The 23,751-nt window shown below is 61.2% G+C and carries 24 protein-coding genes and 2 tRNA genes; 18 read left to right on the forward strand and 8 right to left on the reverse strand.

The annotated features are described in order from the left end of the window. Positions 1-42 precede the first annotated feature (42 nt). The 3 genes from NKH06_RS01015 to NKH06_RS01025 all read left to right on the forward strand — a co-directional run bounded on the left by NKH06_RS01015 (position 43) and on the right by NKH06_RS01025 (position 4,076). Positions 43-726, forward strand: coding sequence for a response regulator (locus tag NKH06_RS01015; RefSeq protein ID WP_023812226.1), 684 nt, complete (start codon positions 43-45; stop codon positions 724-726). A gap of 487 nt (positions 727-1,213) precedes the next feature. After that, a complete protein-coding gene (locus tag NKH06_RS01020; RefSeq protein ID WP_127291593.1) occupies positions 1,214-2,869 on the forward strand; it encodes an ABC transporter permease in 1,656 nt (551 codons plus the stop codon). Beyond that, entirely contained in the window at positions 2,853-4,076 is a 1,224-nt protein-coding gene (locus NKH06_RS01025) for a PAN domain-containing protein (RefSeq protein ID WP_352891900.1), read from the forward strand. The genes NKH06_RS01020 and NKH06_RS01025 overlap by 17 nt, the downstream gene beginning before the upstream one ends. 256 nt (positions 4,077-4,332) lie before the next feature. On the opposite strand, the gene NKH06_RS01030 is transcribed toward NKH06_RS01025, so the two are convergent. After that, on the reverse strand, positions 4,333-5,673 hold the full coding sequence (locus tag NKH06_RS01030) for a hybrid sensor histidine kinase/response regulator (protein ID WP_023812224.1): 1,341 nt from the start codon (positions 5,671-5,673) through the stop codon (positions 4,333-4,335). Between the two features lie 14 nt (positions 5,674-5,687). After that, positions 5,688-6,872, reverse strand: a complete 1,185-nt coding sequence (locus NKH06_RS01035; RefSeq protein ID WP_352891903.1) for an FIST N-terminal domain-containing protein — start codon at positions 6,870-6,872, stop codon at positions 5,688-5,690. 264 nt (positions 6,873-7,136) lie between these two features. On the opposite strand from NKH06_RS01035, the gene NKH06_RS01040 reads away from it, so the two are divergent. The 6 genes from NKH06_RS01040 to NKH06_RS31990 all read left to right on the forward strand — a co-directional run bounded on the left by NKH06_RS01040 (position 7,137) and on the right by NKH06_RS31990 (position 14,146). Continuing rightward, positions 7,137-7,634 carry a (2Fe-2S)-binding protein gene (locus NKH06_RS01040; protein ID WP_023812222.1) on the forward strand — a complete coding sequence of 166 codons (498 nt, stop codon included), beginning with the start codon at positions 7,137-7,139 and terminating at the stop codon, positions 7,632-7,634. A 125-nt stretch (positions 7,635-7,759) separates the two neighbouring features. Beyond that, positions 7,760-10,108 (forward strand): xanthine dehydrogenase family protein molybdopterin-binding subunit, encoded by a 2,349-nt coding sequence (locus tag NKH06_RS01045; protein WP_023812221.1) that lies wholly within the window; start codon positions 7,760-7,762, stop codon positions 10,106-10,108. A 90-nt stretch (positions 10,109-10,198) separates the two neighbouring features. After that, the gene (locus tag NKH06_RS01050; RefSeq protein ID WP_023812220.1) at positions 10,199-10,996 is read left to right on the forward strand and encodes an FAD binding domain-containing protein; all 798 of its coding nucleotides are present in this window, start codon (positions 10,199-10,201) and stop codon (positions 10,994-10,996) included. Positions 10,997-11,269: 273 nt separating this feature from the next. Continuing rightward, positions 11,270-12,292: an acyltransferase family protein gene (locus tag NKH06_RS01055; RefSeq protein WP_352552390.1), complete on the forward strand. Its 1,023-nt coding sequence runs from the start codon at positions 11,270-11,272 to the stop codon at positions 12,290-12,292. Positions 12,293-12,540: 248 nt separating this feature from the next. Further along, a complete protein-coding gene (locus tag NKH06_RS01060) occupies positions 12,541-13,920 on the forward strand; it encodes an L-lactate MFS transporter (protein ID WP_352865259.1) in 1,380 nt (459 codons plus the stop codon). Positions 13,921-14,029: 109 nt separating this feature from the next. Beyond that, positions 14,030-14,146, forward strand: a complete 117-nt coding sequence (locus NKH06_RS31990) for an MFS transporter small subunit (protein ID WP_128304000.1) — start codon at positions 14,030-14,032, stop codon at positions 14,144-14,146. Between the two features lie 28 nt (positions 14,147-14,174). On the opposite strand, the gene NKH06_RS01065 is transcribed toward NKH06_RS31990, so the two are convergent. The 3 genes from NKH06_RS01065 to NKH06_RS01075 form a co-directional block, all read right to left on the reverse strand. Then, positions 14,175-14,672 (reverse strand): GNAT family N-acetyltransferase, encoded by a 498-nt coding sequence (locus NKH06_RS01065; protein ID WP_023812216.1) that lies wholly within the window; start codon positions 14,670-14,672, stop codon positions 14,175-14,177. Continuing rightward, positions 14,669-15,427: a copper homeostasis protein CutC gene (locus tag NKH06_RS01070; RefSeq protein ID WP_023812215.1), complete on the reverse strand. Its 759-nt coding sequence runs from the start codon at positions 15,425-15,427 to the stop codon at positions 14,669-14,671. The genes NKH06_RS01065 and NKH06_RS01070 overlap by 4 nt, the downstream gene beginning before the upstream one ends. A 98-nt stretch (positions 15,428-15,525) precedes the next feature. Beyond that, a complete protein-coding gene (locus NKH06_RS01075) occupies positions 15,526-15,957 on the reverse strand; it encodes a cupin domain-containing protein (RefSeq protein WP_023812214.1) in 432 nt (143 codons plus the stop codon). Between the two features lie 284 nt (positions 15,958-16,241). On the opposite strand from NKH06_RS01075, the gene NKH06_RS01080 reads away from it, so the two are divergent. The 4 genes from NKH06_RS01080 to NKH06_RS01095 all read left to right on the forward strand — a co-directional run bounded on the left by NKH06_RS01080 (position 16,242) and on the right by NKH06_RS01095 (position 18,054). Continuing rightward, the gene (locus tag NKH06_RS01080) at positions 16,242-16,730 is read left to right on the forward strand and encodes an Hsp20 family protein (RefSeq protein ID WP_023812212.1); all 489 of its coding nucleotides are present in this window, start codon (positions 16,242-16,244) and stop codon (positions 16,728-16,730) included. Positions 16,731-16,799: 69 nt separating this feature from the next. Continuing rightward, the gene (locus NKH06_RS01085; protein WP_023812211.1) at positions 16,800-17,255 is read left to right on the forward strand and encodes a hypothetical protein; all 456 of its coding nucleotides are present in this window, start codon (positions 16,800-16,802) and stop codon (positions 17,253-17,255) included. 44 nt (positions 17,256-17,299) lie between these two features. Continuing rightward, positions 17,300-17,596: a DUF982 domain-containing protein gene (locus tag NKH06_RS01090; protein ID WP_023812210.1), complete on the forward strand. Its 297-nt coding sequence runs from the start codon at positions 17,300-17,302 to the stop codon at positions 17,594-17,596. A 212-nt stretch (positions 17,597-17,808) separates the two neighbouring features. After that, on the forward strand, positions 17,809-18,054 hold the full coding sequence (locus NKH06_RS01095; RefSeq protein WP_023812209.1) for a hypothetical protein: 246 nt from the start codon (positions 17,809-17,811) through the stop codon (positions 18,052-18,054). A 381-nt stretch (positions 18,055-18,435) separates the two neighbouring features. On the opposite strand, the gene NKH06_RS01100 is transcribed toward NKH06_RS01095, so the two are convergent. Both NKH06_RS01100 and NKH06_RS01105 read right to left on the reverse strand, forming a co-directional pair. Continuing rightward, positions 18,436-18,684 carry a hypothetical protein gene (locus NKH06_RS01100; RefSeq protein WP_023812208.1) on the reverse strand — a complete coding sequence of 83 codons (249 nt, stop codon included), beginning with the start codon at positions 18,682-18,684 and terminating at the stop codon, positions 18,436-18,438. A gap of 443 nt (positions 18,685-19,127) precedes the next feature. After that, positions 19,128-19,202: transfer RNA gene (locus NKH06_RS01105), tRNA-Asn, on the reverse strand. A gap of 223 nt (positions 19,203-19,425) precedes the next feature. Here NKH06_RS01105 and NKH06_RS01110 point away from each other — a divergent pair. Next, positions 19,426-19,683 carry a hypothetical protein gene (locus NKH06_RS01110; protein ID WP_023812207.1) on the forward strand — a complete coding sequence of 86 codons (258 nt, stop codon included), beginning with the start codon at positions 19,426-19,428 and terminating at the stop codon, positions 19,681-19,683. Between the two features lie 24 nt (positions 19,684-19,707). On the opposite strand, the gene NKH06_RS01115 is transcribed toward NKH06_RS01110, so the two are convergent. Further along, positions 19,708-19,911, reverse strand: a complete 204-nt coding sequence (locus NKH06_RS01115) for a hypothetical protein (protein ID WP_128304002.1) — start codon at positions 19,909-19,911, stop codon at positions 19,708-19,710. A gap of 220 nt (positions 19,912-20,131) precedes the next feature. Here NKH06_RS01115 and NKH06_RS01120 point away from each other — a divergent pair. The 4 genes from NKH06_RS01120 to NKH06_RS01135 all read left to right on the forward strand — a co-directional run bounded on the left by NKH06_RS01120 (position 20,132) and on the right by NKH06_RS01135 (position 23,570). Continuing rightward, positions 20,132-20,205, forward strand: a tRNA-Cys gene (locus NKH06_RS01120). Positions 20,206-20,295: 90 nt separating this feature from the next. Next, positions 20,296-20,964, forward strand: a complete 669-nt coding sequence (locus NKH06_RS01125; RefSeq protein ID WP_023812205.1) for a protein-L-isoaspartate O-methyltransferase family protein — start codon at positions 20,296-20,298, stop codon at positions 20,962-20,964. A gap of 181 nt (positions 20,965-21,145) precedes the next feature. Then, positions 21,146-22,537 (forward strand): TolC family outer membrane protein, encoded by a 1,392-nt coding sequence (locus NKH06_RS01130; RefSeq protein WP_023812204.1) that lies wholly within the window; start codon positions 21,146-21,148, stop codon positions 22,535-22,537. A 214-nt stretch (positions 22,538-22,751) separates the two neighbouring features. Then, the gene (locus tag NKH06_RS01135) at positions 22,752-23,570 is read left to right on the forward strand and encodes a PopZ family protein (RefSeq protein ID WP_128304003.1); all 819 of its coding nucleotides are present in this window, start codon (positions 22,752-22,754) and stop codon (positions 23,568-23,570) included. Positions 23,571-23,751: the final 181 nt, after the last annotated feature.

Genomic DNA, 23,751 nt, shown 5'->3' on the forward strand with positions numbered 1-23,751 from the left:
GACGAGGCTATTCTAATCGCCCACGAACTGAAATGAACCCCTATGACCGCAACCCACGATCGCGCCCGGTTCCTGATCATCGACGATCACCCGCTGTTTCGCGAGGCGCTGCACAGCGCCGTGCAGATGGCCTACCCGGAAGTCGACACCGTGGAGGCGCGCTCGATCACCGAGGCGCTGGACCTTCTGGCCGGCGCCAAGCCGTTCGATCTCGCGCTGCTCGACCTCAACATGCCCGACGTGCATGGCTTTGAAGGCCTGCTGCAGCTCCGGACCCGCTATCCGCGCCTGCCGGTGGTCATCGTCTCGGGCTATGAGGAGCCGAAGATCATTTCCGAGGCGCTGTCCTATGGTGTCGCCGGCTTCATCCCGAAATCGGCGCGCAAGAGCGACCTCGCCGCCGCCATACGCTCGGTGATGGAAGGCGCGATCTATGTGCCGGAAACTTATGAAGGCCGCACACCCGACGCTGAAAGCGTCGACCGCGCCGACATGGTGCAGCGCCTGTCGACGCTGACGCCCCAGCAACTGCGCGTGCTGCAGATGCTGCGCCAGGGCCTGCTCAACAAGCAGATCGCCTACGAGCTGCAGGTGGGAGAGACCACCGTGAAAGCGCATGTCTCGGAGATATTGCGCAAGCTCAATGTCTACAGCCGCACGCAGGCGGTGATCGAGGTTTCGAAGCTGGACAATGCCGAGCTGTTTCGCGATCAGGCGGGGTTTTGAACCTCGCCTCCCTCGCATAGCGAGGGTCAACCCGTGGAGCGGGGGCGCTCTCACATCGGTGGCCGTGCGGACTAGAGAAAAAGTGCACTGTCACAGTAATTCCAACACTGGTTATGAGAGTAAGAGCTATGTGAGGAGGCCGCCGAGGCGCTACGAGCCGAACTAGCAAAGCCGATGTCCGACGCAGAAACTCTCGAGCGCATCGTTTGTGTGCGAAAGGAAATAAAAAGCCCGAATCCAAACGCCCGAAGCGCCTCACCGATGTGATCGGCAACGCTGTTTGCGGCATCACAATTGCCACTGCCGAGATTAGGCACCACCCGAATAAATCGGTCTAGCAGACTCAATAAATTCATTGTCACCGGCTCGCCGGTTATTCACCTTGTTCCAAGTTACGCTGTATCCACAGGCAAATTTTGCTGCAATCGCCAGCGTTGCATGTCAAGATGGGCTGGGCAAAGGGTGGGGATTGCATATGCACACGGCAATGAGCCAGAAACTGGCGAGCTATGGCCAGTGGACGTATCGCGGTGCGTGGGCACTTGAAATCGTTGCGGCGATCATCGGTCTAACAACCGGCGTCGCTCTGAGTTACCGCGGCTTTGTTGCCAATGAGGCAGCGGACTCAATGGACCTTGTCCTTGCAAGCGCCCCGTTCTTTATGATCGCGATTGCTGAGCTGACGAAAATCCCAATCGCCACGCTTCTGTTCGGCGCCTCATGGTTTTGGAAACCTGTTATCCTGGCGTTTCTACTTGTATTGGCCGGCATCACTTTTGAGACAGTCCTTCTCGGATTGGAGCGAGCCAGTACAATGCGCGAGGTCCAATATGCCAATTTCGCCAACCAAACTAAAGGACTCCAGCAAGAACTCGAAAATCTCAAGGCAGTAGCCGAAAGCTTGCGAAACACTGACGACGAGGCAAAAGCTCGAAGCGATCTGGAGCAGCTCGGTGGATTGGCTGACACCGAGCGCGACAAATTGCGTGCACGAATAACTGAGGTTGACGAAGAGCTGCAGGCCGCAACCACCCTTTCACCAGCGGCGGCGCGAACCAAAGAATTTATCGAGGAGAAACAAGCAGCGCTAAGCGCGCTGGTGGAACGGCGCGATCGAGAGATCAAGGACGCCGTGGAGCAGTTCGAGCGACAGCGGGATAGCTACGTGGATCGCATAAAGAGCGCGCGCGAAACGGGCGACCTTGCATCAGTGCAGCGCAACGAAGAAGGGCTGAACAAGTTGACTAATCCGCGGCTTAAAAAAGAGGCCGAATTCGCGCCGAAATTGGCTGAGTTGGAGCCCGCAGTCGCGGCGGCCCGCGCGGAATATGAGAGGCTGCGGAAAGATAGTCCTCCGATGACTCTCCAAGACAAACAGCGCCTTGAGGCTAGGCGCAACGATCTGGAGAAGCTCTATGATGGCACCGCGGCCGATTGGGATCGTAAGCTTGACGAGGCACGTACTGCGCTAGCGACCGCTCAGGAAGCCGCAGCTCGCAAGTCGGAGACGCTCGCCAAGAATCAGCAGCGGCAAGAGGCGATCGCTACGGAACTCAGCCGCCTGGAAACAGAGCGCCTCCCAGTCGCTCGCAACGATCAGATTCGTAGGCTGGCAGCTCGCTGGTATGGGGTAAAGCCAGAAGACGTCACAGAGCCTCAGGCCGGCACGGTGTCGACGATCTGGTTCGCCTCGCTTGCGTTCGTCGCCGCATTGGCGGGGCCGATCACGGCGATGGTCGCGCTGGCCCTGCAACGCATCGGCGCACAGCCCGAAGTTCAGCGTGATAGCAAACTCTCGCGTTTGTTACGCCGAATGCTGTTAAGCTGGCGGTGGCGCCGTGTCCGCAAGGTACCCGTGCAGGTCCCGGTGGACAGAGAAGTCGAAAGGCGCGTCGAGGTTCCGGTCGAAGTCGAAAAGATCGTCAAGGAAATTCTCTATGTTCCCGTCCTCACTGACGACCCGGATGCGTTACGCCGGGCGTTGGATCGCGAATTACCCCCGGAAGTAGTCGACCTAGTGAGGGTTTCTGCAAAAGGGCAGTACGGCCAAATAGCGAAAGACCTTGAAGGTGAGCTGCAATTGGATTTCGACAAGTCGGTGACTGGGGCGAAACGGGGTAGTAGACGTGCTCGTACGACATAACACCAAGTTGCTCGAACAAGCGATTGATCTACAGATCAAACGGTCGGCTATTCCAACTCTGCAGGCAGAAGCAGATGCGCACGACAAGATCGTTCGTGCCAATGCATTTCGGCGAATGGCTAGCGGCGCTGCCATCGCCTTGGCCGCTATTGGTATCGGCGTGGGTGTATGGCTGGTCTTTGATCGCGATCCTACTGTGATCCAACCGGAGCCCCCGGTCGCCCAAAACCAACCGTCAAACCCGAACGAGAACCTACCAAAGGAGACGAAGAAATCAGAAGACAGAATTTCGAGTGAAGAGACAATCGCCGAAGAGGGAAAGACAGATAAGCCGAAGTCGCCGTCAATCGAGCAGCCGACGCCGCCGCCCGCAGACCCAGCCAATCCAGATACGTTCGATTTCGTAAAGTTCGCCAATCGCAAAGTGCCTTATGCTGGCAGCACTTGGCAACTCGAGTCCGGTCATCATTTTGAGAGTGAGAAAAATCCAACTTGGGATACAGCTTGGTGCTACACGCGGAGGCTGGCAAACACCGGGGTCGAGGTTCAGGTAAGCCTCGTCAACAGACCCTCACCTACATCGACGCCGCAGGCACCGGTGTCGTCGAGCGAGACACTCGCATCGGTGGGCCTTGACGACAATTCGGCACGAGAACTCGCCAGCCGTTGTCTCTGGCTCGACGAGGCCAATTTCGCGCCAGGCGATTTCGACATGGGCCCTGAACGGAAAGAAGCAGCAGCAGCGGCCGAAGCATTCTCCCTGCAGGACGGATGGGACGCGATCGGAAACGATCTGCCGGGTATGCCCGCTTGGAATGTCTCGCTTGAACAGTGTCAGGCCCAATGCGAAGCAGATCGCCGCTGCCTAGCACTCACCTATGATAAGAAGCACGCCGCCTGTTTCATGAAAAATAATGGGTCGATTCTGGTTAGGAGCCCTGATGCAGTGATGGCGGCGAAGGGATCCATCAAGGCGAATCTCCAGTACTCTAGCCTCGTTTTCGCCAAGGACACAGTAGTCGTTGGGGGCGCTTACGCGAATGTGCGGAGCAACTATGCCGACTGCGTAGTGGCCTGCGCCGCTGATCAGAGATGTCTAGGCTTCAATTTTGACGGTCCGAACAAGATGTGCGCCATGCTCGACACCGTGACATCATCGTCTCCCTTCAAGGGCGTGGCGTCGGGCGTTAAAGCCACCCGCAGTTGAATTGGCACCGGCCCGACATCATGTGCCGAGCGAGACGGATGGGGCAAGCCTGAGCCCATGGCCTATTCGAACCGCATGGACAGTCTTTTGCAAACGGTCGATCCGTAAAATCCAAACAGCCAGAACACTCATTCATATAGACAGCGATGCTCAGCGAATAGCCGGGGTCGTTCAACGCTGTCGTGGAACGACGTTGGCGCCGGTCGGACAGAGTGGCATTACGGTGACAGCGCAGAATTAAGAGTAAGGTAGGCCCCTAAGCCAGCAAATGTGCCAGCAGCGCCCGTAGCTGTGCCGGCTTCAGCGGCTTGCGCATCAGTTCGATGCCGCCGGAGCGGGCGGCTTTGGCGACCGCTTCCGAACTGTCGGCGGTGACGATCAGCGCCGGCACGGCGCGGCCGAGATAGTCGCGGACTTCGGCGATGGTCGTGGTGCCGAGATCGCCGCCGTCGAGATGCTGGTCGGCAATGACGATGTCGGGCACCCAGTCGGTGTCGCCAAGCATGTCGAGCGCATCGTCGGTCGAGGTCGCGGCCCGCACCAGGCATTGCCAGCGTTCGAGCAGGAAGGTCATGGCCTGCAGCACTTCGATATCGTTCTCGACCAGCAGCACCTTGGTGCCGAACAGGCCATAGCCGCGCGGCCGTTCCATGTCGGCAACGCTGGCGATGGCATCGGCTGGCGCGCCGATGCCGACGGGAACATCGATGTGGAAGATCGTGCCGCGTCCGACCTTCGACGAGAATGTCACGGGATGACCGAGCGCGCTGGCCATGCGGCGCACGATGGCGAGCCCGAGCCCGAGACCGCCACCGTCCAGTTCGGCATTGGCCGGCGAGGTGCCGCGGTGGAACTCCTCGAACACCGCCTCGCGCTGGTCGTCGGGAATGCCGCAGCCCGTATCGGCGACGTCGATGCGGATGGTGTCGCCGCGATGCCTGGTGCCGACAAGCACGCCGCCCGAGCGTGTATAGCCCAGCGCGTTGGAGAGAATGTTCTGCAGGATACGGCGCAGCAGCGTGCGGTCGGAGCGGACGACGGCATGGACCGGCCGGAATTTCAGCGACAGGCCTTTCATCTCCGCCACCGGCAGGAAATCCGAGCGGAGCGACGAGAACAGCGCCTCCAGGCTGACATCGCTTATGTCGGGCTGCACCACGCCGGCATCGAGCTTTGAGATGTCGAGCAGCGTTCTAAGCAGATCCTCCATCGTCTCCAGCGAGCGCTCGACCTGCCGCACCAGTTTCTTGCCCTCGTCGCTGGTCTGAACTTCGGCGAGGGCCGAAACCGAGAGATGGGCCGCGTTCAGCGGCTGCAGCACGTCGTGGCTGGCAGCGGCGAGGAAACGGGTTTTCGACAGGTTCGCCAGTTCGGCGTTTTCCTTGGCGGCGCTGAGGTCGATGTTCGACTGCTCCAGCCGGCGCAAGGTCGAGTGCAGTTCCTCGGTGCGGGTGCGCACCCGGTTTTCCAGCGAAATCGCGGTCTGGAACAGCGAAAAGGCGTTGCCTTGCTGGTCCATAGAGCGCTCGACGCGGCTGACCAGTGCCGCGTTGATCTTCTTCAGCTTTTCAAGATCGTTTATGTCCCTCAGCGGCATCTTGTTGCGCCGTCCTATTCCGCCGCCTGGCGCTCGCCGAAGGCGATGCCGGTAAAAGTCTGATTCAGATGCATCGACCGGTACTGTTCGCCATAGGTGCCGAAGCCGATGACATTGTTGACCCGGTAGAGTTCCGAAATCTCGCGAAACACCTGCCGATTGCGCGCGTCGAGCCGGCGCAGCACGCAGTCGAAGCCGAGGATCATGTCGATGCCGCCAAGCCTCTCCTCGACATCGCGCAGGGCGGCGCGCGTCGATTCGACCATGTCCTTTGGTTGGGCGATCGACAGCACGACGCCATCGTCTATGGCGCAGAAGAACGACAGCGAGCCGTCGGCATGCATCTTCTGGATCGATCGGCAATAATATTGGCCGCCCACCTTCACCACCACGGGATGCGAGGCGAAGCTCAGTGGCGTCAGCATCTGCGCGACGATGCCGACGGACGCGGCATATTCCTGCGCTGCATTGGTGGCGTTGAATTCGCGCACGATGCGGTGATCGGGATCGGAAGCCGTCACCACCAGTTTTTCATCGGTGGGAACGAAGTTGTCGGTCTTGAAGACATGGAAGGGAATTTCGGTCGATATCAGCACGATGATGGCGCTGTCGGAGGTGACCTTGCCGTTCGAGATCAGGCGCGTCGTCTCGAATTTCAGATCGTCGCCGGCGGAGCCGCCAAGCAGCGGTATGTCATCGAGGCCCCAATGGATGGCTGAACTCACCGCTTCTTCGGCATAAGAGAGCCCGTCGATGAAGCAGAGCGCGAAAGTGCCTTTGGTCCGATCGCAACCGAGGCGCGCGCGCAGCGATCGCCGCAGGGTCTCCACCTCGCCGGTGATCCTGTCCATACCCGACGAGGACAGATTTTCGACCATCACGCTAACGGCGGTGAACGCGGTGGACGGAAGCAGCATGGCCAGCACATGACCATCCTCGAGACCTTGCGGCGTGATCTCGCCGGCAGTCGAACAGCCGGCGTGGTGGAGCGCCGGTGCGTTGGTCATGAGCGCCTGGGAAAGGGCGCTGGCTTCGACTAGGCTCTGGGAAAAGAACAGCAGGGCAAAGCCTGCGTCGATGGCGGCTGCTTCCAGTGCGATCGCCTTGGCGAACGCCTCCATGTCGGGCTCGTCCGTGGTGAGCGCCGACAGGCCGCATGCATAGCGGGTCTGTGAATTGGCCAGCGATGTTCTCCGCATTTCCTCCGACGCTTTTTTGTGCGCGGCTGTTTTTAAATGCTTCTGGCGCGCGGGCGTCGACCGACATTGTTGCCTTCAATCGGCGGTTTGGCAATGGGGCCACCGGCACCGCATGTTTGGGCGCGGCCATGACCGAAAGTACAATGTTCCGCGTTTGCGACGTGCTGTTTTTTGTCCGATGTGCGGTGTACGAATAATGCACCACCGAAGCGCGAATACCGCGTCGGCAGCGTGGATACCAAGGTTGATACCCAGGGAGGGACCATGTCGGACGTTTCGTTGATGGTGAACGGAAAGCGGGTCAGCGGTGCTGCCGAGGACCGAACACTTCTGGTTCACTTCCTGCGGGAAAATCTCGGTCTTACCGGCACGCATGTCGGTTGCGACACCTCGCAATGCGGTGCCTGCGTCGTCCACGTCGATGGCAAGGCGGTCAAATCCTGTACGATGCTTGCGGTGCAGGCCTCCGGCTCCACCGTGTTGACGATCGAGGGCCTGGCCAATGGCGCCGACCTGCATCCGGTGCAGGCCGCCTTCAAGGAACATCACGGGCTGCAGTGCGGCTTCTGCACGCCGGGCATGATCATGACGGCGACCGACATGATCAGCCGCCACCCCGAAGGGCTCGACGAGGCGACGGTGCGCGCCGAGCTCGACGGCAACATCTGCCGCTGTACCGGCTACCACAACATCGTCAAGGCGATCCTCGCCGCATCGACGACGATGAAGGGGTCGAAGGGTAAGGCGAAACAAGCTGCTTAGGCAAGGGAATAAGGGAGTAGGGCAGTAGGGGAGTAGGGCAAAAAGGCCAACGCAACGAGGCCTCTTTTTCCCTACTCCCTTACTCCCCTACTGCCCTACTCCCATAAATTCCGGAGGAATTTCTGATGGGCATTGAAGGTGTTGGCGCTCGGGTCGCGCGCAAGGAAGACAAACGGTTCATCACGGGCGCCGGCCGCTATGTCGACGACATGGTGGTTCCCGGCATGAAGCACGCCGCGTTCGTGCGCAGTCCGCACGCGCATGCGCAGATCAAGAAGATCGATGTGAAGAAGGCCCAGGGCATGCCCGGGGTCATCGGCGTGCTGACCGGCAAGGAACTCAAGGCCGACGGCATCGGCAATCTCATCTGTGGCTGGATGATCCACTCCAAGGACGGCTCGCCGATGAAGATGGGGGCATGGTCGCCACTGGCGTTCGACCGGGTCCGTTATGTCGGCGACGCCGTCGTCATCGTCGTCGCCGAGACCAAGGGGCAGGCGCGTGATGCCGCCGAGGCGGTCGAGATCACCTACAAGGAGTTGAAGGCCGTCGTCGATGCCTCCAAGGCGATGGACAAGGGTGCGCCGCAGATCCACCCCGAAGCCGACAACAATCTGATCTTCGACTGGGACATCGGCAATGCCGACGACACCGCGGCGGCCTTCGGGAAGGCGGCCCATGTCGTCAAGATGGACATCATCAACAACCGGCTGGTGCCCAACGCCATGGAGCCGCGCGCCGCACTTGGCCATTACGACAAGGCCGAGGATCACTATACCTGCTGGACGACCTCGCAGAATCCGCATGTGGCGCGGCTGGTGATGAGCGCCTTCTACAATGTCGCGCCGGAAAACAAGCTGCGCGTGATCGCGCCCGATGTCGGCGGCGGCTTCGGCTCGAAGATCTACATCTATCCCGAAGAGATCGTCTGCCTGTGGGCGTCAAAGAAGACCGGCGTGCCGGTCAAATGGGTGGCCGACCGGACCGAAAGTTTTCTGACCGACGCGCATGGCCGCGACCATCACACCCATGCTGAAATGGCCTTCGACAAGGACCACAGGATCCTCGGCCTGAAGGTGGAAACCCAAGCCAATCTTGGCGCCTATATGTCGCTGTTTTCATCGGCGACGCCGACCTATCTCTATGCGACGCTGCTGTCGGGCCAGTACAACATCCCGGCCATCCACGCCAATGTGAAGGCGATATACACCAACACCGCGCCCGTCGATGCCTATCGCGGGGCAGGGCGGCCGGAAGCGACCTTCGTCATGGAGCGCATGATGGAGACGGCGGCCCGCCAGTTCGGCGTTTCGCCGGCTGAGCTGCGGCGCAAGAACTTCGTCACAGCGTTTCCGCATCAGACGCCGGTCATCATGTGCTATGACGCCGGCGACTATGCCGCTTCGCTCGATGCGGCAATGCAGGCGTCGGATTATGCCGGCTTCGCCAAGCGCAAGGCCGCCGCCGCCAACAAGGGGTTGCTGCGCGGCATCGGCATGAGCTGCTACATTGAGGCCTGCGGCATCGCGCCGTCTGCGGCCGTCGGCTCGCTCGGCGCCGGTGTCGGCCTTTGGGAATCGGCGGAAGTGCGCGTCAACGCGGTCGGTACGATCGAGGTGCTGACCGGCTCTCACAGCCACGGCCAGGGCCATGAGACGACCTTCGCGCAACTGGTCAATGAGCGCTTCGGCGTGCCGCTCGATTCGGTCTCGATCGTCCATGGCGACACCGACAAGGTGCAGATGGGCATGGGCACCTATGGCTCGCGCTCGGGTGCGGTCGGCATGTCAGCCATCGTCAAGGCGCTCGACAAGGTCGAGGCCAAGGCCAAGAAGATCGCGGCGCACCTGCTCGAGGCCGACGAAGGCGACATCATCATCGAGAACGGCGCGCTGAAGGTGGCCGGCACCGACAAGAACGTGCCGTGGTTCCAGATGGCGCTGGCCGCCTACACTGCCCACAACCTGCCGGGCGGCATGGAACCCGGGCTCAAGGAGACGGCGTTCTACGATCCGTCGAATTTCACCTTCCCGGCGGGCTGCTATATCTGCGAGGTCGAGGTCGACCCGGAAACCGGCGTCACCGAGATCGTCCAGTTCGTCGCCGCTGACGATTTCGGCAACATCATCAACCCGATGATCGTCGAGGGCCAGGTGCATGGCGGGCTGGCGCAAGGCATTGGCCAGGCACTGCTCGAAGGCGCCTATTACGACAACAGCGGACAATTGCTGACCGCGAGCTACATGGATTATACCATGCCGCGCGCCGGCGATCTGCCGTCGTTCAAGGTCTCGACCTCGAACACGCCTTGCCCGGGCAATCCGTTGGGGATCAAGGGCTGCGGCGAGGCCGGCGCCATCGGCTCACCGCCGGCGGTGATCAACGCCATCACCGATGCCATCGGCAGCAACGATCTTGCCATGCCGGCTTCGCCGTCCACCGTGTGGGCCGCGATCCGCGCGACGAAACATTGAACGCGAATGGCGAATAGGGAGTAGCGAATAGGGGGAGAACGCGATGTTCGCTACCTCCTGTTCGCTCTTTCACCCAGGGGAGAAAGACAAATGTACGCAGTCAACTATCACCGCGCCGCCTCGGTCGCCGATGCCGCCAAGCTGATCAAGACCGGCGACGCCAAGCTGCTTTCGGGCGGCATGACGCTGATCCCGGCGATGAAGACGCGGCTTGCCGCGCCGTCCGACCTTGTCGACCTGTCGCGGATCACGGAGCTGCAGGGCGTCACGGTGTCGGGCAAGACCGTCGCCATCGGCGCCGCCACCACGCATCACGCTGTTGCCAATGACGAGAAGCTGAAGAAGGTCTGTCCGGCGCTTTCTCATCTGGCATCGCTGATCGGTGATCCGGCGGTGCGCCACAAGGGGACGATCGGCGGCTCGATCGCCAACAACGATCCGGCGGCCGATTATCCGGCGGCGCTGCTGGCGCTGGGCGCCACCATCATCACCAACAAGCGCCAGATATCAGCCGACAAATTCTTCAAAGGCCTGTTCGAAACGTCGTTGAAGGATGGCGAAATCGTCACCGCCGTCACCTTCACCGCGCCGGCCAAGGCGGCCTATGAAAAATTCCGCAATCCGGCATCGCGCTACGCCATCGTCGGCGTGTTCGTGGCCAAGGGCAAGGATGGCGTCAGCGTCGCCGTCACCGGTGCCGGCGACGACGGCGTTTTTCGTTCGAAGGAGATCGAGGCAGCATTAGCCGGGAACTTCGCGGCCTCGGCACTCGAAGGGGTAAAAGTGCCGGCGAAGAATTTGATGACCGACATCCATGCCTCGGCCGACTATCGCGCCAATCTGATCGCGGTGATGGCCAAGCGCGCGGTGGCTGCCGCCAACGCCTGATACGGTCAGTTGTGAACACGGGAGAAGGGGTCATGCGACCCCTTTTCCTTTTTGGGACGACCTGTAGTTGTCCAATTTTGATGGAATCGCCCCCCGCACCAATCGTTTGCCTGAGCAATTTCTTCCGCCGACACTTCACCTGGAACTGCACCGGCGGCAATCTCGCACTTGCACAAATCCATATTGCACTGCAATATGGATTTGGGCGGGAATGCGAGCTGGGTTCGAAATGTACCGTCGTACCCTTCGCATACCTATTGCGAGAGGATCGGCATGACCGACATTTCCGCGACGCATGTCGTTCCGTCCCGATCCGCCGCCGACAGATCAACCAGAACAAGACTGGCCTATCTCGACGGCTGGCGCGGGCTTTCGATCGCGCTGGTGCTGATCGGCCATTTCTTTCCGGTTCCGGGAATCAATCTTGGCGTGCTGGGCGTCGAATTCTTCTTCGTGCTCAGCGGCCGGCTGATGGGCGAGATCCTGTTCATCGAACGCTACCCGCTGAAAAAATTCTTCAAACGCCGCTTCTCCCGCATCTATCCAGCTCTTCTGGTCTTCGTAGTCGTCGCGATGATCGCGCTGGCCGGCACGTTCATCGCCTTCAAATGGAAGGCGGCGCTGACGGCGCTGACATTCACCTACAACTATGCCGGCATTCTCGTGACGCGGGCAGGGGCGCTCGACCATATCTGGTCGCTCTGCATCGAGGAGCACGCCTACATGATCCTGGCGCTGATCAGCGTCATCGTCTCAAGTCGCTCTCGCGTGGTCGTGCTGCTCCTGGCGCTGGCCTTGCTGGCCATGGCCAATGGCGCGGTTTCGTACTGGGTCTTCGGGATGGACTACGAAACCACGTATTGGCGCACCGACGTGCACATCGCGTCGATCCTGCTGTCGGCTTCGATCTGCCTGCTCAAGGCCGATGGCAGGCTGCCTGCGTTTTTGAGAGGCAAGCATGTGGCCCTGGTGGCAACGTTCTGTGCCGTTGTCCTGTTCCTGGATCAGGTGCCGACGCCGATCCACTATCTCTTCGCGGTGCCGCTGCTGGCGCTGGCCGTCAACGCACTCGATTTCAGCCCACGGTATTTTTCCGGATTGCTGTCCTCCTGGCCGATGGCGACGCTGGGCCTGTGGTCGTACTCGCTCTATCTGTGGCAGCAGCCGTTCTACAAATTCGTCTATGAACAAGGCAGCGCGCCGATCCCGATGCTGGCCGGCGTTTTTGCCTGCGCGCTCTGCAGCTACTACCTCATCGAGCGCCCGGCGCGCGAATGGCTCAACCGCAACTGGTGAATGCCGTCGTGCCCGGCCAGATGATCGCGAGTGCAGGTGGAGTGGATCGCGCTTCATAAGCAGACAATCAATTAATTATCTCTAATATAATTTTTTTGGAAAGTAATGACCTGCTTTCGATATAGGCCAGTCTCATTAGACATTGGTCTTATGACAGGCATTCCTTATTGCCTCACCGGCTCACCCGCCTAGTTTGTTCGCAGGACACATCTGAGAAGATGGTTCGAAGACGCATCTGGGAGGATGGAATGGACACGACCGGGGAGAGGGCGGGCGGCTGGCTCGACCGCTCACGCACCGTCGCCGAGCCTGGCTTCAGCAGGTGGATGGTGCCGCCAGCGGCGCTCTGCATACACCTTTGCATCGGCCAGGCCTATGCGTTCAGCGTTTTCAACCTGCCGATGTCGAAGCTGATCGGCATCACCGACTCGGCGCCCGACGACTGGAAGCTGACCGGCCTTGGCTGGATTTTCTCGATCGCGATCCTGTTCCTGGGCATTGCGGCGGCGTTCGGCGGCGGCTGGCTGGATCGTGTCGGGCCGCGCAAAGCCATGGTCGCTTCTGCCTGCTGTTTCGGTGGCGGCTTCATTGTCTCGGCGCTCGGCGTCTATCTGCACCAGTTGTGGATCATCTATCTCGGCTACGGCGTGCTGGGCGGCATCGGTCTCGGCCTCGGCTACATCTCGCCGGTCAAGACGCTGATCACCTGGTTTCCGGACCGGCCGGGCATGGCAACCGGCATGGCGATCATGGGCTTCGGCGGCGGCGCCTTCATCGCCTCGCCGCTGTCGGTTTATCTGATGAAGCTGTTTTCGACGCCTGAGCATATCGGCGTCGCTGAAACCTTCCTCGTGCTGGGCATCGTCTATTTCGTCTTCATGCTGATTGGGGCTGTTATCGTCAGGGTGCCGCCGGAGGGCTGGCGGCCCGCCGGATGGACGCCGCCGGCGGCACAGGATGCGATGGTGACGACGTCCAATGTCCATCTCGATGATGCGTTGAAGACGCCGCAGTTCTGGCTGCTTTGGGGTGTGCTGTGCCTTAACGTCACGGCAGGCATTGGCGTGCTCGGGCAAGCCTCGGCCATGAGCCAGGAGATGTTCCCGGGACGCATCTCGCCGGCCGCTGCTGCCGGTTTCGTCGGCCTGTTGTCGATCTTCAACATGCTCGGCCGCTTCTTCTGGGCCTCGACCAGCGATTATATCGGCCGCAAGACAACCTATGCCATCTTCTTCGCGCTGGGCGTCGTCCTCTATGCGGCGGTGCCTTGGACCGGCCAGACCGGCAGCGTCTTCCTGTTCGTGCTGTTCTACGGGATCATCCTCAGCATGTATGGCGGCGGCTTCGCCACCATTCCCGCCTACCTGCGCGACGTCTTCGGCGTGCGTTACGTCGGCGCCATCCACGGCCGATTGCTGACCGCGTGGTCGGTGGCGGGCGTGCTTGGCCCGGTGCTGGTGAATTATATCAGGCAGTCCCAGATCGACAGCGGCGTGGCGAAGGCCGACGCCTACACGGTCACCATGTACATCATGGCCGGCCTGCTGGTCATCGGCCTCCTGCTCAACCTGATGATGCGGCCGGTCAATGCGCGCTTCCACATGAAGACCGAACCAGCGGTGGCTTAGAGCCAGTTCCATCCCGATAGAATCGGGATGGGCTCTATCGTATTGTTTGAGCATGATCTTTTCCGAAACCGGAGCCCAATTTCGGGATCATGCTCTGAGGAGACCGACCATGGCGCAAGACAACGGCAATTCGATCAAACTGACGCTGGCCTGGCTGCTGGTCGGCATCCCGTTGGTCTGGGGGTTCTGGATGACGCTGGTGAGTGCGACAGCCTTGTTCCAGTAGCCCTGTCTTCAGTTCGATCCGCCTGGCCTCAGACGGAGGTTCGTCTGATGTAATAGCGGACCGCTTTCTTGCCGCCATGGATGACGGCGTCGCCGGCCTCAGTGAAGCCAAGGGCGGCGTGAAAGGCATCCGAGGCAGGGTTCGGCGGGGCGGTGTTGACTTCGCAGGTGACCAGATTGTAGCCGGCGCGCTCAACATGGCCGAACAGATCCTGATAGAGCCGGCGGGCATGGCCGCGGCCGCGCGCATGCGCCGCCACGACGACGCGGTCGACATAGACGAAGCGCTTATAGCGCTCGCGGAACCACAGGAAATTCGGGCTGTCGTAGCGGGCGTCCTGGTCGAAGGTCATGATGAAGGCTTCGAGATCGCCGATGCGCCTGGTGTAAAACGCTTCGCCAAGCAGGAAAGACAGCCGCTCAGCCTCCAGCCACGACAGTTCGGCGGCATGCTCGTTGTTGAGCGCCAGGATCGCCGCTTCGTCTGCGGCCGATACACGGGCTATCGGGGCAGGGGTAGAGGTCATGCCTTGGCTGCCGCAATCGTTGCCGCCACCAGCGGTGTGTCGGTCAGCGTGTTGCGATACTCGCGATCGAGATCGGAACCACCCATGCCGACATGGGGATTGCGGTAGTCCATGGCACTCGGCACATCCTTGAGGGCGGCAAAATGCATTTCGGACAGGCCGGTTTTGCTGCGCACTTCGGCAATGTTGTGCAAATCCAGGCCGCCGCAGCCGAGGATGACGATGCGGTCGCCGGCCTGCCGCACCAGATCCGCCAACAGCGGCAAGCCTTCGACGGCAGTGTCACGCTGGCCGCTGGTCAGCACGCGGCCGACCTTGCTGCGGATCAGCGATTCGAGCGCCTCGGCCGGATCGCGCGTCATGTCGAAGGCGCGATGGCAGGTGACGTTCAAGGGGCCAGCGGCTTGTGTCAGTTCGCTCATGCGCGCCTCATCCATGGTGCCATCGGCGTTCAGGCAGCCAAACACCACGCCGGGCACGCCGAGTTCGCGCAGTGCCGAGACATCGGCCAGCATCGAGGCGTATTCGGTCTCACTGTAGAGAAAATCGCCGCCGCGCGGCCGCACCATGACGTGAAACGGCACGCTTGCCTGCTCGATGGCGGCGCGGACCGTGCCGAGGCTCGGCGTGATGCCGCCTTCGATGAGGCTGGCGCATAATTCGACCCGGTCGGCGCCAGCGGCTTGCGCCGCGAGCAGGCCGTCAATGCCTTCGACACAGATTTCGATCAGCGGCAGGCGGAGAGCTTTGGTCAAGGGGCGATCCAGTCCATGATTTCCCGGCCAGCCCTAGCACCGGGCCGGCTGCTGCGAAAGCGCGAACAGCCTTCCGCCTTCGGGCACAGACTTCGCGGTTATTGGCGCAATTCCGTATTCTTGGCGCCTTGCTCGACCTGATCGATCACCAGAAGCTTCACCTCGACATCACCGATATTGGTGGCCTGATGCCACTGGCCGATCATTTCGATGATGAAATCGCCAGCCTTGTAGGTGTTGCTGATGCCGGTCTCGACATTGGTGACCTTCAGCGTGCCGGCCTGGACATAGGCGTAGCGCGGAAAGGGGTGCCTGTGGACCGGCAAGGTCGCGCCCGACGCGATGTCGTAGCTCGAGACCAGCACCTGCACGTTCTTCTGCGGCAGCGTGATCGGCTGGCCGGACGCGGTCGTCGTGCGCGACGCAAGAGGGGTCACGACGACAGGCGTGCCGCTGCTGTCCAGCGCGTGGGCCGGGTTCGCGGAAAAGGCCACCGCGAGCAGCAGTCCGGACATCAAAATTTTTCGCATGATTCGCTCCACCCCGCCGCCAACATCGCGCAGTGACCGCCAGCACGCAAGGCAGCGCCTTGGGCACCCGCTTCAGCGGACCTCGTACGGTGTGGCGGAATTCCCCGCCGAAGAGCATGGCTCGCTGGATCTGCCTGCCGGCCAGAAAATTTTTTACGCCCCTCTTGACGGAAAAAAACACGATTACCAGATCGTTTTCCGTCGAGGCTTCGGCTCGACATATTGGCGTCGCAGCGGCGCTGCGACAGCCTCGTAACCCATGTTGCTTCACGGAGGATATGGCTATGAGAAGCTTTGATTATACCCCTCTTTACCGCACAACGGTCGGCTTCGACCGTCTCTTCGATATGCTCGAGAAAAGCGGGCGCTCCGACTGGCCTCCCTACAATATCGAGAAGATTGGCGAGAACGACTATCGCATTACGATGGCTATCGCCGGCTTCGCTCTCGATGAAGTCGAACTCATACAGAACGGCCCCGAATTGTCTGTCATCGGCCAAAGGAAACCCGACCAGGAAAATCGGGAGGTCCTTCATCGCGGCTTGGCGACGAGCAACTTCAAGCAGGTGTTCAAACTTGCCGATCACGTAAAGGTCAAGGCGGCCAACCTCGAGAATGGCTTGCTGTCGGTGGACCTGATCCGCGAAGTGCCCAAGGAACTCAAGCCTCGGCGCATTGAGATAGGGTCCGAAGCCAAGGCGGTTTCGCTCGAGCAACCCGGCAAGAAGCAGTTGATCGATTCCGATGCGGAGCCTCAGCGCGAGGTCGCCTGATTCCCTGGAACCTAGATCTACGGTCCGCCTCCCGGTTCGGCCGGGAGGCACAGCTCGCGGAGAATGGAGATGAGAACCGAAGCTTACAGTTTTTACCAACCCGAACCGAAAAATCTTGCCGCGGAATCCGCTGAGTTGCGGACGCCAGATGACGTCCTGAACGAGGAGACGATGACAATCGGCGCAAAGCGGGCTTTGCTCGCTTTCTGGGCTTCCGACGTTCATGCGGTTCCTGACAATCCCGCGTTGCGGCAATTGGACAACGGCGCCATCGTGGAAGTCAGCGACATACTTCGCGCCCTCCACCTCCTGGACGAATCCGGGCGGGAACCGCGTATTTCAAAGATGCCGGGCACCGTCAGCCCGTCTTTCGACCGGCGCCGCAGGAAGAGCCGCCTCGGTTGGATGCGGCACCCCTGGCGAGATGACGACGATGATCCGCCGCCAATCCCGGCCATTGCAACGGTACCGCCTGGGCGTGGAGGTGGCGGCATGTTGGCCGAGCCGGAGCATGCAATCGCATGATGACCCGAACCAGCAACAACCCACCGTGCCGAATGGAGGATTACATGAGTGACAGGACGTTCGACCAACCGGTCCTGGTCAAGAATGGCGAGTTCATTCAAGAAATAGGGTGCCTCGACGACGCCTTTGACTTCTTTGACGAGTGGCCAAGGGAAAGGCGGGGTCCGATTTTCGAAACGGCCTTTCGAGCCTGCCAGCGTGCTTACGACGGCCAGGTTCCGCTGACGGTGGCGCGCGATGCCGTCGCCGGCTTCGCAAGATCCGTCAAGATCCTGCAGGACCCGCTTGCTCAGTTCCCTTGGATGGACACAAGGTCAGGTCGCGGTGGGATTACCGCTTAGCCTTGATAAAAGGGGCGGCGCTACCAGGACGGCTGGGCCTGCATCGTCGTTTTCACATCGCTGCAAGGTGAGCTGCCCTACCAGTTCACCTTGTAGCGGGGCGGCTCGATCTTTTGTTCGAACTCCCTGGTGCGGTTTTTGGCGACTGGCTAGGTCAGCCTCGCAACAGTCAACGCTAATATAATGTTCGAAGCGTCGCCACAGGAGGTTCAATGGTTTCCGCTATCGTAAGTCAACATCCGCATGTCCCGGAAAAACAAACGGCAGTGGGGAAGCCGCAAACCGGGGAAGGATTTTCGCCGGGCCGCAGCGCGGACGCCGTGGGACATCTGGCCAAAATCATGGTTGCCGCAGGCGGCGATATGGATGCTGGCGCGCAAGGCCGCGCGGCATCCAAGATCGCCAGGATGGACATCACGGTTCTGGCCGCACCACCCGTAGAAACACCAACAGAGTAAAATATGCTCGTTCGGGCGCCTCCGCGCCGTCATCAGCGGCATGCGCGGCTCTCGCAGATTACGCCACGGCTCTCAGCGGAGGCTCCGCCATCGTCCCCAGGCCGTCGCATTCCGCGCAGGCGCCCGTCTTTCCAGGGCAGCCACCCCGATGGGTTCCCTGCGGGCAGCAGTGCCCGTTTGACGCATACCACTTGGAGCAGTCGAAAACCCTGCCGCTGCCATGACAGCGCGGGCATTCCATATTCGATGAAATCATACTAATTCTTGCCCAACCCAAACGCACTCGCCCTACGTCGCAAGTAACAGGAATCATTGTGCTTTCAAGCACATTGCCCTGACTTAAATTGGGGGGATCGACGGATGGCCGGCATCGATGGCGAGCTATTGTTGCGCCGTAATTACGTTCCTCGTGAAGACCTTGCTCGCCACAAGCCGCGTTGGACATTGGCCGGCAACAATAGGTTGCGCCGCCTTGTCCCGTTCGTTCTCAATGGTGACGGCGACTGCGTCGCCGGGCTTCGCGTCGGCGGCCTGTGTGGCCGTGGACGCGAAGAGGACCGTCTGGGTGATGAGAGCCGAAAACGCGGCAACCTGGACCAGCACGGCGGCGAGGGCGATCTTCTTCAGCATGCGAGAAAACGCTCTTCGATGTTCCCGGTTCCCCACGCATTCAGGTTTTCTGCTCGCTACGGAACAAGAGACCGGCAGGGCGGTTAACTCGATTATGCCGAGCAAGATCAAAGAGCCACCATCGAAGCCCGCACCGGAGAAGATACCTGTGCAACGCCGGGACAAAGAAGTCCCGCCAGAGCTTAAGCATGTCGACCCGCCACCGCGAGATGTGCGAGAGGCACCGGCACCCAACCCGAACGGCGACAAGAGATGAGATCGCCGAGATCGAAGCAAGGCCTTATGCCTGCTCCCGCGAACCGTCCCGATGCCGCGGCGTCATCGACGGCGCTGGACAGCGGGGCCAGGTCAAGTTGAGAATCAACCTGCTGACCGCGATTTTGCAGACATGCCATAGATCAGCCCCTATGGGCGACCTGACCGTCTCAAGGCTTTGAAAAGATTGGCTCCCCGGGCCGGATTCGAACCAGCGACCAACCGGTTAACAGCCGGTTGCTCTACCACTGAGCTACCGGGGAACGGATGCTCTTATGTGAGTGGCGCAGCCTATAGCTGCCCTTTTCGGCTTTGCAAAGAAGCTTTTCACATTTTTCCGAGGCTTTTTCGCGCAGGCGTTTCTCGCAATCGTCGAAGGAAGCCCTCATATTAGCCGTCTTGGCGGGGATATGGAACCGAAAGCGCGGCGGCTGCTTTGGTTCAAGCATGCTTGCGAACAATCAAACGGGTCAATCTTTCGAGACGATGACAGCACAAGACAACCAGATGCCGGCGCGGAAAATCTCCGTTTTCGGGCGCGAGTTCAAAATGCCGCGCTCGCGCGGGCTCAGAATCACGATCGGCATCCTGCTGACCGTTGGCGGCGTCCTCGGTTTCCTGCCGATCCTCGGCTTCTGGATGGTTCCGCTCGGATTGCTGGTGCTGTCCTATGAATTCGCCATGGTTCGCCGTCACCGGCGTCGCTTTGTCGTCTGGTGGGAACGGCGTCGCCGGCCCGATTGACCGCCGATAGCGCAAGGCGGGTGTTCAGCGGGCGGCGTGCTCTTCCAGCGCCTCACGGATCTGCTTGAGAATCGCCGCGGCCGAGGCAAGCCTTGCCCTGTCATGCGGCGACAGGCTGTCCGCACCTTCGATGGACAGACGGTCGATTGCGTAATGCAGAGGCTCTCCGCATTGTGGCAGGGACAGGCCGGACGAGGCACTTGTATTTGCTGCCACTGTCCGGTGCATGGCTCTTCCTCCTGCCATGTCCAACGCACGGCCGCCGATGAGTTTCTTCTCCGGGCAGGCTATGCTTAATTGTCCGCTAATGGAGCGGTCAGGCCCGATCCGACGATTTGCCGGGTGCCGTCCGGACTGACGCGAGGAAACCGTTCGGAATGCACGGTGGCCGCTTGACGTCATTTTCGCCACAACCTATTGGAACCGGGTGGAACGCCGGGAGCAATGAGGCCTCGTGGCGGAGTGGTTACGCAGAGGACTGCAAATCCTTGCACCCCGGTTCGATTCCGGGCGAGGCCTCCAATGCCCGGGCCCCCGCGCGGCAGCGCAGGGGCCTGAAGTTCCTGACACAATGGACCGCGGTTCTGGCGCGGCAAGCGGATTGGTTGGGACATGAGCGCTGATTTCTCCGAACTACGCGTCAAGATGGTCGACGGCCAGGTCCGCACCACCGATGTGACCAGCGCGCCGCTGCTCGATGCAATGCTTGTCGTCCCAAGAGAGATGTTTGTCGGCGCCGCCCAGCGCGATCTGGCCTATATCGACGAGGACATCCGCATTGCCGCCGGCGCGGACGGCGCGCGCTACCTGATGGAAGCATCGCCGTTGGCCAAGCTTATCCAGCTGGCGGAGATCAACCCGACCGATTCGGCGCTCGATGTCGGTTGCGGAACCGGCTACGCCTCGGCCATCCTGTCGCGACTGGCCAGGTCCGTGGTGGCGCTCGAAAGTGATTCGGCGCTGGCGGAAACCGCCAGATCGACGCTTTCGTCGCTGGGCTGCGGCAATGTGACCGTCGTCCAGGGCGCGTTGCCGCAGGGGCATGCCGCTAAGGCGCCTTATAACGTCATCTTCGTCGGTGGCAGCGTCGCGGAAGTGCCGGTGGCGCTGCTGGACCAACTCGCCGAAGGCGGCCGCCTTGTCGCCGTCGAAGGGCAGGGCAATTCCGGCGTGGCCCGTCTCTTTTTCAAGGCCGGGGGGGTTGTAACCGGAAGACGTGCATTTAATGCGGCAATTAAGCCACTACCGGGGTTTGAACGCATTCGTGCTTTCGAATTCTGAATGATTTGGCCTTGCAGGAGAGGCTGTGTCATGGTCGCTTGCATTTGAACGATCGCTGCGGATCCCAGACTGGGGGCACTTTGGGGTGAGCAGCAGGGAACATCGAACACGCGGCGCCGGCTGATCTATGAGAGAAGCAGGCGCGGCGCGGTTCCCATGGAAAACGAATGAGGGTTTAACCGTGCCGTCTTTACGCAAGTCACTTTTCACCGCCGTCCTCGTTTCGGCGACCATGCTGTCCCCACTGGCGGCTTCAGCCGAAAGCATCTCCGGCGCGCTTGCAAAGGCCTATCAGTACAATTCTTCGCTGAATGCATCCCGCGCCGGCGTTCGTGTCACCGACGAGGGTGTCGCCATCGCCAAGTCGGGCTACCGCCCGATTGTCACCGGCTCGGCGGATATTGATTATTCGAGCAGCCATCTCAATGGCACCAATTCAAGCGTGAGGCTGACCACCGGAAATTTTGGCGTCCAGATAAACCAGATGCTGTTCGATGGCTTTCAGACCAGGAACAATGTCGCTGCCGCCGAAGCGCAGGTCCGCGCTTCCGTCGAAAGCCTGCGCAACACCGAAGAGGGTATCCTGTTCAGCGCGGCCCAAGCCTATATGAACGTGATTCGCGACCGGCAGGTCGCCGTGCTGACTGAGCAGAACCTTCAGTTCCTGACCGAAACGGCGCGCGCGGCGCGTTCGCGTTTCGAAGTTGGCGAAGGCACGCGCACCGATGTCGCCCAGGCCGATGCTTCGCGGGCCGCCGCCGTGGCATCGCTGAGTGCCGCCCGGGCGCAGGCGCTGGCAAGTGCGGCGATCTACCGCCAGATCGTCGGCGACGAGCCGGGCAAGCTCAAGGGCGCTTCGCCGGTGGCAAAGCTGTTGCCGTCGAGCCTCGCCGCCGCCGTCGGGGTGGCCTCGAACGAGCATCCGGCCATCCTTGCCACGCAGCATCTGGTCGACGCGGCCGCGTTTTCGGTGAAGTCGGCCGAAGGCGCGCTGTTGCCGCAGCTGTCGGCTTCCGCCGGCGTTTCGAGCGCCTATCGCAATACCTCGCCTTTGCCGGGCGTCGGTTCGCAGGATGGCACGACCAATTCGGCCAGTGTCGGGGCAACGCTGACCATCCCGATCTATTCGGGTGGCCGCACCTCGGCGATCGTGCGCCAGGACAAGGAATCGCTCAGCCAGGCCCGCATCCAGGTCGACGTCAGCCGCGACCAGGTGCGCCAGGCCGTCACCGCCGCCTGGACCGAGTACACCGCCGCGCAGCAGCAGCTGACGGCCAACAGGCAGGTGATCGAGGCCGCGAAGCTGGCACTGAACGGTGTCATCGAAGAGCGCAATGTCGGCCAGCGCACCACGCTCGACGTCCTCAACGCGCAGGCGACGGTCATCACCGCCCAGATCAACCAGGCCGGTTACGAACATGATGTGGTGGTGGCGAGCTACGCCATCCTGCAGGCGACCGGCCGTCTGTCCGTCGACCGCCTTGGCTTGCAGGTAGCGAAATACAAGCCTGAAGAGCATTACAACGCGGTCAAGGACAAGTGGTACGGCCTGCGCACGCCGGACGGCCGCTGAAGCGTTCGGCCAGGACTGGCCGTGCTCCTCGTTTGAGCAGGATCTTTCGTACTGCGCTCTCGGGTTCAGATCGCGCTAATCTGTTGAAATCCCACAAGTCCCCAGATTGGGGATTCTCGTGCGGCGATCCGTCGGTTACGCTGTCGCCATGATTCGATCCGGCTCTGCCGGATCGGAAAACCCAACAGGGGTCACAAGGGCGGCGGATGTGACGATGGCAACGGCAAGCAGCGCACAGCGCGAACCTTCCATGGAAGAGATACTGGCTTCCATCAGGCGGATCATCGAGGACAGCGACGGCGGCCGCAAGCAGCCGGGCGACGCCGATGAGTTGAGCCAGGATCTGGAGCGCGCGTCGAGCGCCTATGCAGCCCCCGACGTGGAAGCATTCCGTGCCGACCTGCATGCCGCCCCCGACGGCAGGAAGCCGGTCACGCTGGCGGAAGTCCAGGCACAGTTGCCGGCGGCCGAGCCGGTGGCCGCACGCATGGAAACGCCGGTGCGCCCCGATCCCGGCCCGGCAAAGCCATCGATGACACTTGCCGAGGTCAGCGCCCGCGTCGCCGCCGAGCCAATCACGGTTGAAGCGCCGGGATCGCGTCCTGTCGCCGACGCTTCCATCGCCGATTGGCGTCGCGAGATCGCCGCGGTCGGTGAGCAGGCGAGGGCGGTGTCGGACCGGAGCGAAGCCCCCAAGACCGCTGCCCAGCCGTCCGTGGAGACTCCAAGTGACGAACCGACCGCGAAAGCAGCCGTCGAGCCGTCTCGTCCGGATGCAAGCGTGGTGCGACCGGTGGCGGCCAGCGACGCGCCGCGTCCGGCGATCGTTTCCGAGCACACCGGCCGGCAGGTCGCGGCTGCCTTTGGCGAGCTTTCCGACGCGTTTGCCAGCCGCAGCAAGAAGACATTCGACGAAATGGCCGAAGAGATGCTGCGGCCGATGCTGCAGGATTGGCTCGACAACAATCTGCCGACACTGGTCGAAAGGCTGGTGCGCGAGGAGATCGAGCGCGTGGCGCGCGGGGCGCAGTAGTTCCCCATGCCGATCACCAAAGGAAGCGGCGCCCTCGTGGCGCCGTTTCCTTTGGTGAGGTCAGCTTGTTGGCAGGACGACGGATCGCTTTCCGTTGAAATGACCAAGGCCGCGCCTATCTGGTTGTGAGGGTCCGAGACAGCCCTTGCGGTTGACTTGGTCAAAGCCTTCCGATTTACAG

It is taken from the genome of Mesorhizobium sp. M1342 (assembly GCF_040317955.1).
Taxonomy (GTDB): Bacteria; Pseudomonadota; Alphaproteobacteria; order Rhizobiales; family Rhizobiaceae; genus Mesorhizobium.